The sequence below is a fragment of the Streptomyces sp. NPDC041200 genome, assembly GCF_055591805.1.
Window position 1 is genome coordinate 1 of record NZ_JBVIZF010000074.1, and the last position, 16100, is coordinate 16100.

Genomic DNA, 16100 nt, shown 5'->3' on the forward strand with positions numbered 1-16100 from the left:
AACGCCACCGCACACTCCCCCACCCGCGCCGCGAACACCGCCGAACAATCCAACAACTCACGACCCATACCAACCCACGGCGAACCCTGACCCGGGAACACCAACACAACCTTGCCGTCCCCACCCGACCTCAACCCACCACCAACAACCACCCCACGAACGTCCTCACCACGAGCCAGCGCACCCAGCCCCGACAACGCCTCATCACGCGAACCCGCCACGACCACCGCACGCTCGGACAACACCGCACGCCGCGACACCAACGCCGCCGCGACCTCCGGCAGCACCACACCCCCTTCCGAACCGACGAACGACGCAAGCCGCCGCGCCTGGCCGGTCAGCGAGGCGGCCGTAGCCGCCGACACCACCAGGGGCACCACACCATCAACGGCATCCACCACCGGCTCAGACGCAGGCTCCGGGGAATGCTCCAGAATCAGGTGCGCATTCGTCCCGCTGAGGCCGAAAGACGAGACACCAGCACGGCGCGGCCGGCCGGTCTCCGGCCAGGTGCGAGCCTCGGTCAGCACCTCGACGGCACCCACCGACCAGTCCACCTGTGACGACGGGGTAGCGGCATGCAACGTGGCCGGCATCACGCCGTGCCGCAACGCCTCCACCATCTTGATCACACCAGCCACACCGGCGGCGGCCTGAGTATGGCCCACGTTCGACTTCAGCGAACCGAGCCACAAGGGACGCCCGGGTTCCCGGTCCTGGCCGTACGTCGCCAGCAGCGCCTGCGCTTCGATGGGATCACCGAGCACCGTGCCCGTGCCATGCCCCTCCGCCACATCCACATCAGCCGCCGACAAACCCGCACTGGCAAGCGCCTTACGGATCACCCGCTGCTGCGCAAGACCATTCGGCGCCGTCAGACCGTTCGACTCGCCGTCCTGACTGATCGCGCTGCCACGGATCACCGCAAGCACCTGGTGCCCGTTGCGCCACGCCTCCGACAGCAGTTCCAGAACCACGACACCGGCGCCCTCGGCCCAGCCCGTGCCATCCGCGGCGTCCGCGTACGACTTGCACCGGCCGTCCGAGGACAATGCGCGTTGGCGGGAGAACTCGACGAACGTGGCGGGGTTCGCCATCACTGTCGCGCCACCCGCCAACGCCATCGAGCACTCACCCTGACGCAACGCCTGCGCCGCCAGGTGCATGGCTACCAGCGAGGACGAGCAGGCTGTGTCCACCGTGATCGCGGGGCCCTCGAAACCGAACACGTACGACACGCGTCCGGATGCCACGCTCGACGCCGTACCCGTCTCGCCAAAGCCCTCGAGCTCCGCCGGAGCCGCACCCGATTGCCCGTACCCCTGCGCCATGAGACCTGTAAATACGCCGACGTCATGACCTTTCAACGTCCCGGGGTCTATCCCGGCCCGCTCCAGCGCCTCCCACGAGACCTCCAGCAACAACCGCTGCTGCGGATCCATCGCCAACGCCTCACGCGGCGAAATCCCGAAGAAGCCCGCATCGAACAGGCCCGCCTCGCGCAGAAAACCGCCCTGATCGGCATACGACGTGCCGGTCTTCTCCGGGTCGGCGTCGAACAGACTGCCCAGATCCCAGCCTCGGTCCTCCGGGAAGCCGGACACGGCGTCCCGGCCCTCGCTGACCAGCCGCCACAGGTCCTGAGGGCTCGCCACACCGCCCGGAAGGCGGCACGCCATACCGACGATCGCGATCGGCTCCGCAGGGGCGGTGGCCCCCGTCCGATCCTTGTCCGACGTCACCTCCCTGGCCACCTCGTACAGACCCAGGACCCTGGCCCGAAGGTGTCCGGCAAGGGCCTCGGGAGTCGGGTGGTCGAAGGTCACGGTGGTGGGCAGGCGCAGCCCGGTGCGTCCGGTCAGCCGGTTGCGCAGCTCGACGACGGCGAGAGAGCCGAGGCCGAGATCGCGGAAGGATCGGCCTGCCACGGTGAGTTCGGTGCTCGTGCCGGTGTGGACGGAGGCGATCTCCTGGCGGATCATCTCGCCGAGCAGAGCGAGCTGGTCCCGCTCGTGCAGGTCTGCGAGGCGCGCGCGCAGGGCGGCGGTGATCGTCTCGTCGGCCTGTGCTGTGGCGCGAGGCTCCGGGCCGGTCAGGGTGTCGAGGAGCGTCTGTACTCGGTCGCCCGGGTTGACGGTGGTCGGCCAAAGTGCCACCAGGGCCGGGGTTCCGGTCTCGATCAGTGCGTCGAAGGCGCCGGGGCCCTCGTCCGGCCGGCCGAGGGCCAGCAGCGAGCCGGGTAGTCCGCGCAGTCGGCGGTCGCGGACCACCGCCTCGGTGAGGGCGGCGGTGACCACCGTCGGGGCAAGACTGTCGGGCTGTGCGCCCAACAGTGCGGCAGCGTCGGTCACCACCACGAACGCGGCGAGATCGTCGGCGGCGGTGAGGTCGTCCAGTGTGCGGGCGAGTTCGGGGTCGTCAGTGGTGTGCACGACCGCGGTCACCGGACCGGTCCTGGTCAGGGCCGCACGGAGCTCCAGCGGATCCGAGCCGTCGGCCACGACACGGACGATCTCCACGCCGTCCGCCGGTAGCTCGGCCCGGCCCCCGTCGTCGACGGTATCGGTTGCCTGGACGAGCACGAGGTGGCGTGTTCCGTACGCGGTGACCAGATGGCGGGCGAGGGCGGCACCTGTCTTCGTGTCGGCGCCTGTGACGATCACGGGGCCGTCGAGTGCCGGCGTGGCGGAATCCGGTCCGTCCACGACGGGGAGGCGGACCAGCCGGGGCCGCAGCAGGTTCCCGTCCCGTACGGCGAGCTCGGGCAGGCCCGAGGCGACGGCGGCGATCAGCGCTCCGGCGTACGTGGACTCCGGGGTGGAGGCTTCGACGTCGACGATTGTCAGCGGTGCGCCGTACCCTCCGTCGGCCTGCGCGGCCCGTGCGGCGGCCCACAGCGTGACTTCGGTGCGCGCTGGCGTCCCGTCCCGGTCGGTAACGGCCGTCGCGCCCCGGGTGAGGACGACAAGCCGGGAGCTTGTCTTCTCGGCCGATCCAGCACGGGACGACGTCAGCGTGTCCGCGTCCGCCTCGGCGAGGACAGTCACGTCGGTGGCCGCGTCAGGGGTGGTGCGTGACGTTGAGAGGTCAGGGTATTGCCGTACGTCGGCGACGCCGGCCTTCCGAAGAGCGGCGGCCAGACCATCGGTGTCGGCACTGCGGCCCACCACCGCCCAGCGAAGCTCTTCCGGCTCGTCGGAGGATACTGCCGCGTTGCTCCACTCCCTCAGCATCAGTCCCTCGTAGTGACCGTCGGTGGCGTATCGCAGCCGGGCCGGCAGGTCGGTGAGGAGTCGGCGGATGACCTTCCCCGAGGCGGTCCTGGGGATGGTCCGGGCCTCATGAATGCGTTCGGGGAGCTTGTACGGGGAGAGCTGGGTGCGGCAGTGGTCGAGCAGCCGGGTGAGGTCGACGCCGTCCGGACCGGGAACCACCCAGGCGACGGGCACCTCGCCGAGGGTGCCGTGGGGAACACCCGCGACGCCAGCGTCGGCCACGTCCTCGGCCCCGCGCAGGGCGGCCTCGATCTCGGCGGGGTGGATGTTCTCGCCGCCGCGGATGATGACGTCCGAAAGCCGGCCGCAGATGGTGAAGTAGCCGGCTTCGTCGTGCCGGGCCAGGTCCCCGGTGTGAAACCAGCCGTCCTGCAGGACCTCGGCGGTGGCTTGCGGGTTGTTGTGGTAACCGACCATGACGTTCGGCCCGCTGACCCAGACCTCGCCCTCTGTCCCGGCGGGCACATCCTGTCCGGTGCGGGGATCGACGATCCGGACACCGACGCCGGGCACGGGCAGGCCGCAGGAGCCCTCGACCACGTTGCCGTCAGGCGGGTTGATGGTGATGGCGCCGCAGGTCTCGGTGCTGCCGTAGGCGTCGACGAGCGGGACGCCGAAGGCCGCCTCGAAGGAACGGCGCAGTCCGGGGCCGGTGACGGCACCCCCGACGAGGCCGATCCTCAGGTCGGGCAGAGACAGCCCGGTGCGGCGGGCGACGCCGACCAGGTGGTGGTACGTGGTGGGGACGCCTGCCAACAAGGTGGAACGGTTCTCGCGCAGGGCGGTCAGGATGTCATCGGCTGAACTGCCGTCCATGATCCGTGCGGTGGCTCCGGAGACGGTGACCGACAGGACGCAGGCGATGTGCGACAGGCTGTGGAAGAGCGGCAGTGGCCACAGGACACGGTCATGCTCGGTGAGTCCGGGCACGGGAATGTAGCAGGAGGCAACGGAGTAGAGGCAGTTGCGCTGGGTGGACAGGACGCCCTTGGGCCGGCCGGTGGTGCCCGAGGTGTAGAACATCCAAGCCACCTCGTCCAGGCCGAGGTCATCGGGGGCTTCGGTGACGGGCTCGGTGGCGACGATTTCCTCGTACGCCACGGTGCCCGGGGGCAGGGTGTGTCCGGCATCGGGGCCGAGGGCCTCGGCCACGACGACGGACACCTCGCGTGTCGCTCGGGGAATCGACTGAAGAAATGTCTCGGCATTCGCGGTGCCGGTGAGGGCGAGCGTCGCCGCACTGTCGGCCAGGAGGTATTTCATTTCCGCCGGGGCGGCCTGCGGGTTGATCGGTACGCCGATGCCGCCGGCCCGTACCACGGCGAGGTAGCTCTCCACCATCGCGACCGAGTTGCCGAGACACAGAGCCACCCGGTCGCCGCGCCGGACACCGAGGCCGACCAGGTGACCGGCGAGTCTCCGGGTCCGTGCTTCGAGTTCTCGGTAGGTGATCGCGCGCCGGTCATCCTCGAAAGCGATCTTGTCCGGGAACCGGCGCGCGTTCTGGCTGAGGACGACCGATAGCGGGGTGAGCAAGTCAGGAAGCACCTTGGCTCGATTCTCCTTCCGGCTTTCTCCATGCGGGGGCGAGTCAGCTCGGAGGCTCTTCACAAAGAACACGGATTCCTTTGCCGACAAGGGAATCTCGTCGTTCGGCGGGCGTGCGGGCATCAGGCCGCTTCGCGAAGATCAAGCTCTGACCTGGACGACACTAGACAGGACGACCTGCGCGCGGCATCCCTTGGTCTGGTAGCTCCCGCCCGAAGGCCTGAGACCCGAGCACCACGTGGCCGACCAGCTGATCCTGAGCCCACCACTGCTGGACTACGTTCGCGACTTCTCTCAACGGGAGGACGACGTCCTGCGTGAGCTGCGGGAGATGACAGGCGCGGCCGACGTGCCGTCTATCGGCGTGCCCTACTGGAAGCGGGCGGGGGCGGCCGACGGCGTGGAGCAGCGTCACGTGGCTCGGGGCTGTGACAACCGATGTCGTCACAGCCCCGACGCACATTGGTCACACGCCGGAGGTCTCCAGGCGCATCGTGGTCGGCGCCGGTCTCGGATCGGCCACGAGATGGAGCCGCTCGACGTCCCGGCCTGCGCCATCCAGGGCCTCGACGCAGGAGCAGGGTGACTCCTCGAAGCCTGCGAAGCGGTAGGCGACCTCCATCATGCGGTTACGGTCCGTGCGCCGGAAGTCGGCCACCACGTGTGCTCCGGCGGCGGACGCCCGGTTCACCAGCCAGTTCAGGATCACCGATCCCGCGCCGAAGGAGACCACCCGGCACGAGGTCGCCAGCAGCTTCAGATGCCACAGGTCCGGGTGCTTCTCCAGCAGGATCACTCCGACCGCGCCGTGCGGCCCGAATCGGTCGGTGAGGGTGGTAACCAGCACTTCGTGGGCGGGGTCGGCCATCAACGCACGCAGGGTGTCGTGGGAGTAGTGGACGCCCGTGGCATTCATCTGGCTGGTGCGCAGCGTCAGTTCCTCGACCCGGATGAGGTCCTCCAGAGTGGCCCGGCCGATTCCCATGGCAAGCTCCAGGCTGCGCAGGAAATCCTCGTCGGGTCCTTCGAAAGCGTCCCGTTCGGCGTCCCTGCGGGCGGCGGCTTGATACATGGCGCGGCGGCGCCGGGAGTCCACAGTGCTGACGGCAGGGCTGAACTCGGCCAGGCCGGGAAGGGAGCGGGCGGCGTCGGCGGGATAGCAGCGGACGTCGGGCAGGTGATAGGTGACCTCGGCGCGTTCGGCCGGCTGGTCGTCGATGAAGGCGATGGTGACGTGGGCGAAGTTCAGGCGCTGCGCGATTCGTTCCACCGCCTTGGATTTGGGCCCCCAGCCGATCTCCGGCAGAACGAAGTACTCGGCGATCCCGAGCTGTTCCAACCGGGCCCACGCCTGGTCGTGGTCGTTGCGGCTGCACACCGACTGCAGGATGCCGCGGGAGTCGAGTTCCTTGACCACGGCGCGGATCCCGTCGTCCAGCAGGACCTGGCCGTCCTCCAGAAGGGTGCCGTTCCACAGGGTGTTGTCGAGGTCCCACACCAGGCACTTCACGACCGGGGCGCCGCTCATGACGCTCCCATGGGGGCGAGCGCGTGCTGCGCGAGCATCAGTTCACACATCTCATTGCTGCCTTCGATGATCTCCATGAGTTTGGCGTCGCGGTAGGCACGGGCCACCACGTGACCGTCCCTTGCGCCTGCCGAGGCCATGACCTGTACGGCGATGGCGGCTCCGCGGGCGCTCTGCACCGCGCTGACGTGTTTGGCGAGCACGGTAGCGCTCACCATGTCGGGCGTTCCGTCGTCCCAGCAGCGGCTCGCGTGCTCGCAGGCGCGGGTGGCGGTCTGCTCGGCGATGTAGAGCTCGGCGACGTGACGCGCGACGAGTTGGTGGGAGGCGAGTGGCACGCCGAACTGGTGCCGCGCGGTGGCGTGGGAGGCGACCGCTGCCAGACAGGCGCGCAGGATGCCGACACAGCCCCAGGCGACCGAGATACGGCCGTACGCGAGGGCGGTGGTCACGAGCAACGGCAAGGACGTTCCGTCGCCGCCGAGCAACTGATCGGCGGGGATCCGTACTCCTCGCAGGGTGACTTCGGCGTGGCCCGCGGCGCGGCAGCCCATCGGGTCTGCGACCCTTCGCACCCGGACACCGGGCGTGTCGGCGGGGATCACGACGGCGGCGGCTCCCTCGCCGTATCGTCCGAAGACGACGAGCAGGTCGGCGTAGTGGGCGGCGGTTACCCAGACCTTGTGACCGTCGACGACCAAGGTGTCGCCCTCGCTGCGGATGGTGGTGCGGATGGCCGAAAGGTCGCTGCCGGCCTCGAGTTCGCTGAAGCCCACGGCGGCGAGCTCGCCGGAGGTCAGGCGGGGCAGATAGGCGCGGCGCTGGGCCGTGGTGCCGAGGCGTTCGATGGTCCAGGCGGCCATGCCCTGGGAGGTCATGACGCTTCGCAGGGAGCTGCACAGGCTGCCGACGTGCGCGGTGAACTCCCCGCCGGCGAGGCTGCTCCAGCCCGGGCCCCCGTACTCGGTCGCGACACCGGCGCACAGTTGGCCTGTCGCGCCGAGTTCACGCAGCAGCGACTCAGGGATCAAGCCGTCCAGGTCCCAGCCCCCGGCCCGGTCGCCGACCAGGGCGGCGACGAAGGCGGCCGCGTCGGCGAACTCATCACTCACCGGCGTCTCCGTACGCGCCCTGGAGCCGGTGGACCAGGGATACCATGCTCCTGACGGTGCGAAAGTTGTCCAGCCTCAAATCCTTGCCGCGGACCGAGACGCCGTATCTCTTCTCCAGGTGTACGACGATCTCCATCGCGAAGAGCGAGGACAGCCCCCCGGAGGCGAAGAGGTCGGCGTCCTCCTGCCACACCTTCTTGGTCCGGCTGTGGAGAAAGTCCAGGAGTTCCTGTTCGGTGGTGCTTTCCGGTGACACGGTCACGACATATCTCCCTGGTAGGTGTAGAAGCCCCGGCCGGACTTACGGCCGATGTCACCGGCCCGCACCTTCTCCAGGAGAAGGTCGCAGGGCAGACAGCCCGGGTCCCCGGTGCGCTCGTGAAGCACCCGGAGTGAGTCGACAAGGTTGTCGATGCCGATGAGATCCGCGGTGCGCAGCGGGCCGGTGGCGTGGCCGAGGCAGCCCTGCATGAGGGTGTCGACGTCCTCGACGGTCGCGGTGCCCTCCTGAACCACGCGGGCGGCGTTGTTGATCATGGGATGGAGCAGTCTGCTGGTCACGAATCCCGGCGCGTCCCGCACTACGACCGGCTGCCGACGCAGCGCGCCGAGAAGGGAGTGGATGGCAGCCAGGGCCTGCTCGCCGGTGCGGGCGCCGCGGATCACCTCCACGGTGCGGATCAGGTAGGGCGGGTTCATGAAATGGGTGCCGATGACCTCCGCCGGACGTGCGGCCGCCGAAGCGAGTTCGTCGATGGGGATGGAGGAGGTGTTGGACACCAGGACCGTGCCGGGCGCCACCACGGCGGAGACCTCGGTAAGAACCTTCTCCTTGATGTCCGCGTCCTCCGTGACGGCCTCGACGACGGCGGTGGCACCGGCGGCGTCGGCAAGGTGGCCGCTGGTGGTCACGGTCACCTCGGGGGCGTGCTCGGGCAGTGCCCCCATGAGTCGGGCCAGGCGCAGTTCCCCGGCGATCCTGGACTCAGCGGCGGCGAGTTTCGCGTCGTTCACGTCGATGAGGGTGACAGGGACGCCGTGGCCGACCGCCAAGGTCGCGATGCTCGCGCCCATGACGCCAGCACCGAGGACGACGAGGTGGTGATGTGGTTGCTGCATATCGGCCGCCTACTCGCTTTGACTGTCCTCGAAGCGGGTGATCTGCGGTAACAGCCGCGCCCGCATGGCTTGATCGGTTACCCCGAGGCCGCGTTCGGGAGCGAGGGCGAGCACACCCACCTTCCCGCTGTGCTGGTTACGGTGCACGGCGTCGACCGCCCGACCGGTCTCGTGCAGCCTGTAGGACCTGGACAACGTGGGGTGAACCATTCCCTTGATGATGAGGCGGTTGGCCTCCCACGCCTCCCGATAGTTGGCGAAGTGGGTGCCGACCACCCGTTTGAGGTTCATCCACAGGTAACGGTTGTCGAATGCGTGGTCGTACCCGGACGTGGAAGCGCAGGTCACAATGGTGCCGCCACGCCGGGCCACGTAAACGCTGGCGCCGAAGGTCTCCCGGCCCGGGTGCTCGAAGACGATGTCGGGGTCCTCGCCGCCGGTCAGCTCGCGGATCTGCGCCCCGAAGCGGCGCCACTCCCTGGGGTCGGGCGTGGACTCGTCTCGCCAGAAGCGGTACCCCTCGGCCGACCGGTTGATGACGAACTCGGCCCCCATCGAGCGGACCAGGTCGGCCTTGGCCTCACTGGAGACGACGCAGACGGGGATACCTCCGCCGTTGAGCACGATCTGAGTGGCGTACGACCCGAGCCCGCCGGCCGCCCCCCAGATCAGCACGACGTCGCCCTGCTTCATGGCAGCACCGTTGCGCGAGACCAACTGACGGTATGCGGTCGAGTTCACCAGCTGTGAGCACGCCGCTTCCTCCCACGTGAGATGGGCCGGCTTGGGCATCAGCTGATTGGCCTTGACCAGGGCGATCTCCGCCAGCCCGCCGTAGTTCGTCTCGAAGCCCCAAATCCGCTGCTCGGGGTCGAGCATGCTGTCGCCATAACCGTCCGCGTCGTTCAGCTCGACGGAGAGACAGTGTGCGACCACCTCGGAGCCCGGCTTGAACTTGTGAACCCCGGAACCGACGCGCAAGACGACGCCGGACAGGTCCGAGCCGACGACGTGGAACGGCTGGTCGTGGCGGGCCGCCTCCGGTGCGGTGCGGGCGTACCGGGACAGGAAACGGAAGGTCGGGATGGGCTCGAAGAGCGCGCTCCACACCGTGTTGTAGTTGATGCTGCTGGCCATGACCGCCACCAGCACCTCGCCGGGCCCCGGTTCCGGTGTGGGCACGTCGAAGAGATGCAGCGAGTCGCTCGGGCTGCGGCAGGTGTCCTCGGCCCCGGCATACTTTTCCGCCTCCTCGGCCAGCAACACGACGCCCCGGTAGTGCTCGGGTAACGGCAGGGCCGCGTAGTCCTCACTGGTGGCCGTACCGGACATGATGGCATCGAGGATTTCTTTCACTGCGTTCCTTCCAGGGCGGGCCGGGCCAGCGGAAAGGGGCACCACGGCCTCCCTCGCTGGACGCTACGTGCGGACCCGCCGCCACAGCATCCCTCATGTTGGTAGAGCGGCTACCCGGCCTTCCGGGCCATGGGCCGGACGAGGAAGTTTTTCCCCGGACTCGCCGAGCCGGTCGTCGCCCCCTCCACCAGGATCCGGTTCCAGGAGCGGGCCAGTTCTACCCGGGAGGTCACGTCGAGCTTGCGAAAGATCTTCTTGAGGTGGAACGCCACCGTGTGCGGAGAGATATAGAGCTGGCTGCCCACTCTGCTGTTGGTGAGGCCCTCGCTGACGAGCTCGGCCACCGCGAACTCGGTGTCGGTGAGCTGACTGATCCGAGTCCGGCTACGGGCCGGTCGGCCGCCGTGGTCGTCGAGTTCACGCAGCCGGCTTTGCACCCGCGCCAGATCCCTGGAGGCCCCCGAGCCCAGATAGGCGCCGGCCGCGCGCCTGAGCAGGTCCACCGCCTGGCCGCGTTCGGCGACACGCTCCGAACGCACCCGGCTCGCGTCCTCCAGAGCGGACGCGCGGGCCCACGGATCCAAGTGCCGCTCGGACACAGCCTCCAGGGCAACCGCATCGCGTGCGTACAGCCCGGAGGCATGCTCGGCCGACGCTCGGACGCTGCGGAAGCTGCGGTTCATCACAGCGAGCCGGTGCATGACGCCGACGACGTGCCTGGCGAGATCGTCATCGCCGAGTCGCTGTCCGGCCCTGACCAGCCAGGGGGCCGCGGCCGGCTGAGACACCAACAACTCACGGATGAGCACGTCGTGACGGAGAACGCCCCTCAGGAGATGAGCCACGCTCTCCACGCCGTCACGAGCCTCCAGAGCCTGGGCAGCCGCCCAGACACACTGCCCCGGGATGAGGTTCTCCTGCCCGAGCAGCGCCGCGTCCCGCAGGTGGTTGGCATACAGCAATCCGGTCGTCAGGTCCAAGGCGCGGATAGAGCACACGGCCATGGTCACGTGTCCCCGCGGTAAGAGCCCACGGTTCCCCGTCTGAGCCGCCAGCCGCAGTCCCCCGTCAGCAGCCGCCACCGCCCTGGTGAGCTGGCCCCTGGCCAGGGAGATCTCCGCCTCGCAGATCAGCAGTGCGGCCTGCACCTCCGGCCGGTGCGGTCCCTGGACATCGGACTGCTCGCCGGCGAGCAACCGTGCGGCGGACCGGAGACCGCGGACGCGTGTCAGCAGCGTCGCGTACCAGATGCTCGTCTCAAACGACGGGTCACGGCCGGGGAACTCACACGATTCCCGTTTCGAAGCGGCGGCGGCTAAGCTCATGCTCATGCCAAGTCGTCCTTCGAGCCAGAAAGACGCTGATTGGGCTATAGAACGACCTCGCTCGGAGGACGACTCCGAAAGGCTTTGCTCGGGCATAATTGAATGGCGCAGGGCCACTACGAACCTCCGACGTGTATGCGGGTAGCCTGCTGAACTCCCGGGACGTCACCTTGATGTATCGGCCGTCTCTCGGGGCGCGTGTACGCCCTCCTCTCATCTCCCGCTACCTGTGTGGTCGGCCTTGGTCCACGCGGCAGAGAAACACCTCATGATTTAACCAACCTCCGGTTCGGAAAATTCACTAGTTTATCGGGCACCAAGTCGGCGCATCTGCGCCACGGCGGCGGTGCCGACGAGACGGTCTTCTGGCCCACACCAGATCTCCTTGACCACCAGGATCCGGCGTCGCCCGACGGCCACGCACCATGCGGCGATGTCGACGGGCCGCGGCTGACCTGTTTCGCGACCAGCACCAAGGGCGGCCAGCTCGCCGCCCTTGAACCGCGTCACCGCCGCCGGGCCCGCTGCGAAGACCGCATCCGAGGCGCCCGCAACACCGGTCTGCGCAACCTGCCCCCGCACCGGATGCCGATGCTCGCCCTGACCGGCACCACCCGCCGCCGTCGCTGGCTCCGCTTCACCACACCGGGAAGGTGGAACCCGGCGCCCACCCGACGCGAAACCGGGCCATCAACATGCCCCGCAAACACAGAGTCCCCGTCAGCAACCGACGAGGACTCATGAACGATCGAGGCTAGACAGCGAACGAGCAAGGAGGACTGTCTCGCGGTGGTTCACATGCATTGCTGAGTTTCGAGGCATCCCCATAGTGCGCATCAGCGGCCGAATCATTCGCGTACGAGAGCGGCACTTCGAAGCCTTTCCTAGCTGACTGCCGCCCACGGACTGCACCTGCCCTGACCGCATGCAGCCGAAGCGGAACGGCTGTACGCACTCCTGGTACGTGCGAGTTCTACCTGGGCACGGGCAAGACTGCGGCAGAGGAGGCCATCGAACGGTACGAGATCGCCGTCCGTCCACACCTCAATCCGCGCTGGGGCGGCCATCGTCTCGCCCCCATCCGGAAGGGGCAGGTCGAAGACTGGGGGCGAGCGGGTGGCATCAACACCAAGGCCGTGCCCATGCCCGATCACCTGGCTCGGCATCCGGCACCCTGACGAACCCTGCCGACGTTCCATGCCCCTCCCTGAGGTCCGGCTCGGTCCGGTTCCAACCGGGACGGAACGGGGCCGGTCTCCTGGAGAGAGAAAACCGCCGGCTGTGTTAACCGGACGTTAGCTCTCGGTCCGGAGGCTGTACGCCGCCCCCTGTCCGCACCGACGCTGCGTTGCGCGACGTCCGCCCCGCTCGGCGGCCGTCCGCATACCGCACGTATCAGGAGGCCCAGTGAGCGACACCGGCTCAGCGCAGCACCCCCGTACCCCCTGGCGAGCCGTGCTCGGCGGCTCGATCGGCAATCTCGTCGAATGGTTCGACTGGTTCGTCTACGCCAGCTTCGCCACCTATTTCGCCGGTGCCTTCTTCCCCAAGGGCAATGACACCGCGCAACTCCTCAACACCGCGGGCATCTTCGCCGTGGGGTTCTTCATGCGCCCGATCGGCGGCTGGCTGCTGGGCCGGTACGCCGACCGGCGCGGGCGCAAGGCCGCGCTCACCCTCACCGTGACGCTGATGTCGGCCAGCGCGCTGCTCATCGCCATCGCGCCGACGTACGACCAGGTGGGCTACTTCGGCGCGTTCATCCTGCTGGTGGCCCGGCTGCTGCAGGGTCTTTCGGTCGGCGGCGAGTACGCGGCCAGCGCCACCTATCTCACCGAGGCGTCCCAGCCGGGCCGCCGGGGCTTCGTCTCCAGTTTCCAGTACGTCTCCATGACGATGGGCCAGCTCATCGGCCTCGGGCTGCTGATCGTGCTCCAGCGCAGCATGTCCGAGGACTCGCTGCACTCGTACGGCTGGCGCATCCCCTTCATCGTGGGTGCCGTGGCCGCCGCGGTGGTGTTCTGGCTGCGGCGCAATCTGCTGGAGACCGAGGCGTACACCGAGGAGGAGGGCACCGGCCAAGGGTCGGCCGAGCGCGGGACCATCCGCCAGCTGCTGCGCCACCGCAAGGAGGCGGCGCTGGTCATCGCGCTGACCATGGGTGGCACGGTCGCGTACTACACGTACACCACGTATCTCACCAAGTACCTGTCGAACACCGCCGGGCTCAGCAAGTCCGACGCCTCGCTGGTGAGCTTCTGCGCGCTGTTCCTGTTCATGCTGATCCAGCCCGCGGCCGGATCGCTGTCGGACCGGATCGGCCGACGGCCCCTGCTGATCACCTTCGGCTTCGGCTCGATGCTCGGCACCGTGCCCATCATGACCGCGCTGTCCCACACCAGCACCTTCCTCGGCGCGCTGCTGCTCTCGCTCACGGCGCTGGTCATCATCACCGGCTACACCTCCATCAACGCGGTGGTGAAGGCCGAGCTGTTCCCCACCCATGTCCGGGCCCTCGGGGTGGCGCTACCGTACGCGCTGGCCAACGCGCTGTTCGGGGGCACGGCGGAGTATGTGGCGCTGTGGTTCAAGAAGGCCGGGGCCGAGTCCGGCTTCTACTGGTACGTCTCCGGTTGCGCCGCCGTCTCGCTCATCGTCTACCTCACGATGCGCGAGACCCGGGACACCGCCCTCACCAGGGAAGCGGCCGAGAAGGAGGCCGCCGAGGGCCGGCGGAAGACCGCTGTCTGAGCCCTCGGGCGGCCGCTTACCCTGAAGCATGCACGTTCTCCTGGTCGAAGACGACGACCGGCTGGCGGCCGCGCTGACCTCCGCGCTCGACCGGCTGGGGCACCAGGTCGTCCGCGCCGGGCGCGCGGACGACGCGCTCCGGCTCAAGGACGGCGCCGATTTCGTCCTGCTCGACCTGGGGCTGCCCGACATGGACGGGCTGGAGGCGCTGCGCAGGCTGCGCCGCGCCTCCGCCGTCCCGGTCATCGTGGTCACCGCCCGGACCGCCGAGCGGGACGTGCTCCGGTCCCTGCGCGGCGGCGCCGACGACTACCTGGTCAAGCCGTTCCGCACGGCGGAGCTGATCGCGCGCATGGAGGCCGTCGTCCGGCGCGGCACCCGGCCGCTCACGGCCGCCGGGCCGGTGATCGCGGTCGGCGGCGTACGGATCGACCTGGCCACCCGGCAGCTGGAGGTGGACGGCCACCCCGTCGCCCTCACCCGCCGGGAGTTCGACGTGCTGGCGCTGCTCGCCCGCGAACCCGGCGTCGTCCGCAGCCGCGAGGAGATCCTGGACGCGGTCTGGGGCGACCTGCTGCTGTCCGCGTCCCGCTCCCTCGACGTCCACATCGCCGGGATCCGCTCCAAGACCGGCCGTCCGGAGCTGGTGGAAACGCTGCGCGGCACGGGATACCGGCTGGGAACCGGCGGATGCACCTGAGGATCCTGACGGTCTACACCGTGCTCATCGCGTGCCTGGTGGCCGCGCTCGCGGTGCCCTTCGCCCGTGCGTACTCCTCCCACCGCACCGGGCAGCTGCTGCTGGAGCGGCGCGCGGACGCGACCCGCCTCGCCGAACTCGCCGACCAGGCGATCCGCGACGGGTACACCGCCGGGCTCGTCCAGGAGGTGTCCCGCTACCACCAGCTGTACGGCACCGAGGTGGAGATCCGCGGCCGGGACGGCGAGCGGGTCGCGGGCGGCGGCGCCTGGGAGCGTGAGCCCGCCGAGCGGGCGCTGTCCGGCCGTACGACCGGCAGCCTGCCCCTGGTCACCCCGTTCGGCCCGGCGTCGGTGACGATCGCCGAGCCGGTCGGCCGGGACGCCCAGGTCTCCGGTGTCGTGCTCATGCGGGTGGCCACGGCCACGGCCCGGCGTGAGGTGGCCCTCGTCTGGGCCGCCGTCGCGGGCGGTTCGCTGATCGCGGTGGCCTGCGCCCTGATCGCCGCGCGCCGGCTCGCCCGGTGGATCCTGCGGCCGGTCACCGAACTGGACCTCACCACCCGGGCGATCGCCGAGGGCCGGATGGATGCCCGGGTACACGACGGCGGCCACGGCCCCGCGGAGCTGCGGCTGCTGGAGCGGCGGTTCAACGCCATGGCCGACGCGGTCTCCACCGCCCTGGAGCGGCAGCGCGCCTTCGTCGCGGACGCCTCGCACGAGCTGCGCACCCCGCTGACCGTGCTGTCGCTGCGGCTGGAGAACCTGGAGCCGCATCTGCGCGCGAGCGGGAGCGGCGACTACGCCGAGGCGCTCGCGGAAGTCGACCGGCTGGCCGGACTGCTGGAAGACCTGCTGGAGCTGGCCCGGGTCGAGGCCGGGGCGGCGGACCCCGAGCCGATCCCGCCCGCGGCGCTCGCCGCGCGGCTGGGCACCTGGCGCGAGGTGCACGCGGCGCGGGGGCTGACCCTGGTGGTGGACGTCGACCGGGCGGGCCCGGACGCCCCGCCCCTGCCCGCCCCCGCCGCCCGGATCGCGGACATCGCGCTGGACAACTCGGCCAAGTTCGTGCCGTCCGGTGGCACGGTCACCGTCTCGCTCGACGCCGCCGGGGCGCTGCGGATCGCCGACGACGGGCCCGGGCTCACCCCCGAGCAGCTGGCCGCCGCCCTTGGCCGCTTCTGGCGCGCCCCGGACCACGGCAACGTCCCCGGCAGCGGGCTGGGCCTCGCCATCGCCGCCGAGCTGGCCCGCTCGTGCGGCGGCGAACTGACGCTCCGCGCCGGGGAGCCGCGGGGGCTGGTGGTGGAGTTGCGCCTGCCGGTCGGCTAGGAGCCGGGGCTTCCTCCCCCCCACCCCGCCCCTCCCCGAAACGGGGGACACCCCC

At 69.6% G+C, this 16100-nt stretch carries 10 protein-coding genes and 1 pseudogene; 4 read left to right on the forward strand and 7 right to left on the reverse strand.

What is annotated here, in order from left to right; all coding sequences use genetic code 11:
- The 7 genes from ACZ6CL_RS41755 to ACZ6CL_RS41785 all read right to left on the reverse strand — a co-directional run.
- A partial coding sequence (locus ACZ6CL_RS41755) for an AMP-binding protein (protein WP_468946518.1) occupies window positions 1–4946 on the reverse strand: 4946 nt, incomplete at its 3' end.
- A 343-nt stretch (window positions 4947–5289) separates the two neighbouring features.
- The gene (locus tag ACZ6CL_RS41760) at window positions 5290–6351 is read right to left on the reverse strand and encodes an HAD-IIIC family phosphatase (RefSeq protein ID WP_468946520.1); all 1062 of its coding nucleotides are present in this window, start codon (window positions 6349–6351) and stop codon (window positions 5290–5292) included.
- Window positions 6348–7463: an acyl-CoA dehydrogenase family protein gene (locus tag ACZ6CL_RS41765; protein ID WP_468946523.1), complete on the reverse strand. Its 1116-nt coding sequence runs from the start codon at window positions 7461–7463 to the stop codon at window positions 6348–6350. The genes ACZ6CL_RS41760 and ACZ6CL_RS41765 overlap by 4 nt, the downstream gene beginning before the upstream one ends.
- Window positions 7456–7725 carry an acyl carrier protein gene (locus ACZ6CL_RS41770; protein WP_468946525.1) on the reverse strand — a complete coding sequence of 90 codons (270 nt, stop codon included), beginning with the start codon at window positions 7723–7725 and terminating at the stop codon, window positions 7456–7458. Before ACZ6CL_RS41770 ends, ACZ6CL_RS41765 begins: the two co-directional genes overlap by 8 nt.
- On the reverse strand, window positions 7722–8582 hold the full coding sequence (locus ACZ6CL_RS41775; RefSeq protein ID WP_364927399.1) for a 3-hydroxyacyl-CoA dehydrogenase family protein: 861 nt from the start codon (window positions 8580–8582) through the stop codon (window positions 7722–7724). The genes ACZ6CL_RS41770 and ACZ6CL_RS41775 overlap by 4 nt, the downstream gene beginning before the upstream one ends.
- Before the next feature lie 9 nt (window positions 8583–8591).
- Window positions 8592–9938: a crotonyl-CoA carboxylase/reductase gene (ccrA, locus tag ACZ6CL_RS41780; RefSeq protein ID WP_468946529.1), complete on the reverse strand. Its 1347-nt coding sequence runs from the start codon at window positions 9936–9938 to the stop codon at window positions 8592–8594.
- A gap of 110 nt (window positions 9939–10048) precedes the next feature.
- Complete coding sequence (locus ACZ6CL_RS41785) at window positions 10049–11269, reverse strand: helix-turn-helix transcriptional regulator (protein ID WP_468946531.1); 1221 nt, start codon at window positions 11267–11269, stop codon at window positions 10049–10051.
- A gap of 426 nt (window positions 11270–11695) precedes the next feature.
- On the opposite strand from ACZ6CL_RS41785, the pseudogene ACZ6CL_RS41790 reads away from it, so the two are divergent.
- The 4 genes and pseudogenes from ACZ6CL_RS41790 to ACZ6CL_RS41805 form a co-directional block, all read left to right on the forward strand.
- Window positions 11696–11845 (forward strand): annotated as a pseudogene (locus tag ACZ6CL_RS41790) (IS1380 family transposase); the annotation flags it as partial.
- 825 nt (window positions 11846–12670) lie between these two features.
- Window positions 12671–14014, forward strand: a complete 1344-nt coding sequence (locus tag ACZ6CL_RS41795; protein WP_468946532.1) for an MFS transporter — start codon at window positions 12671–12673, stop codon at window positions 14012–14014.
- Window positions 14015–14042: 28 nt separating this feature from the next.
- Window positions 14043–14714 carry a response regulator transcription factor gene (locus ACZ6CL_RS41800; RefSeq protein WP_468946535.1) on the forward strand — a complete coding sequence of 224 codons (672 nt, stop codon included), beginning with the start codon at window positions 14043–14045 and terminating at the stop codon, window positions 14712–14714.
- Window positions 14705–16045 (forward strand): sensor histidine kinase, encoded by a 1341-nt coding sequence (locus ACZ6CL_RS41805; protein WP_468946537.1) that lies wholly within the window; start codon window positions 14705–14707, stop codon window positions 16043–16045. Before ACZ6CL_RS41800 ends, ACZ6CL_RS41805 begins: the two co-directional genes overlap by 10 nt.
- Window positions 16046–16100 lie beyond the last annotated feature (55 nt).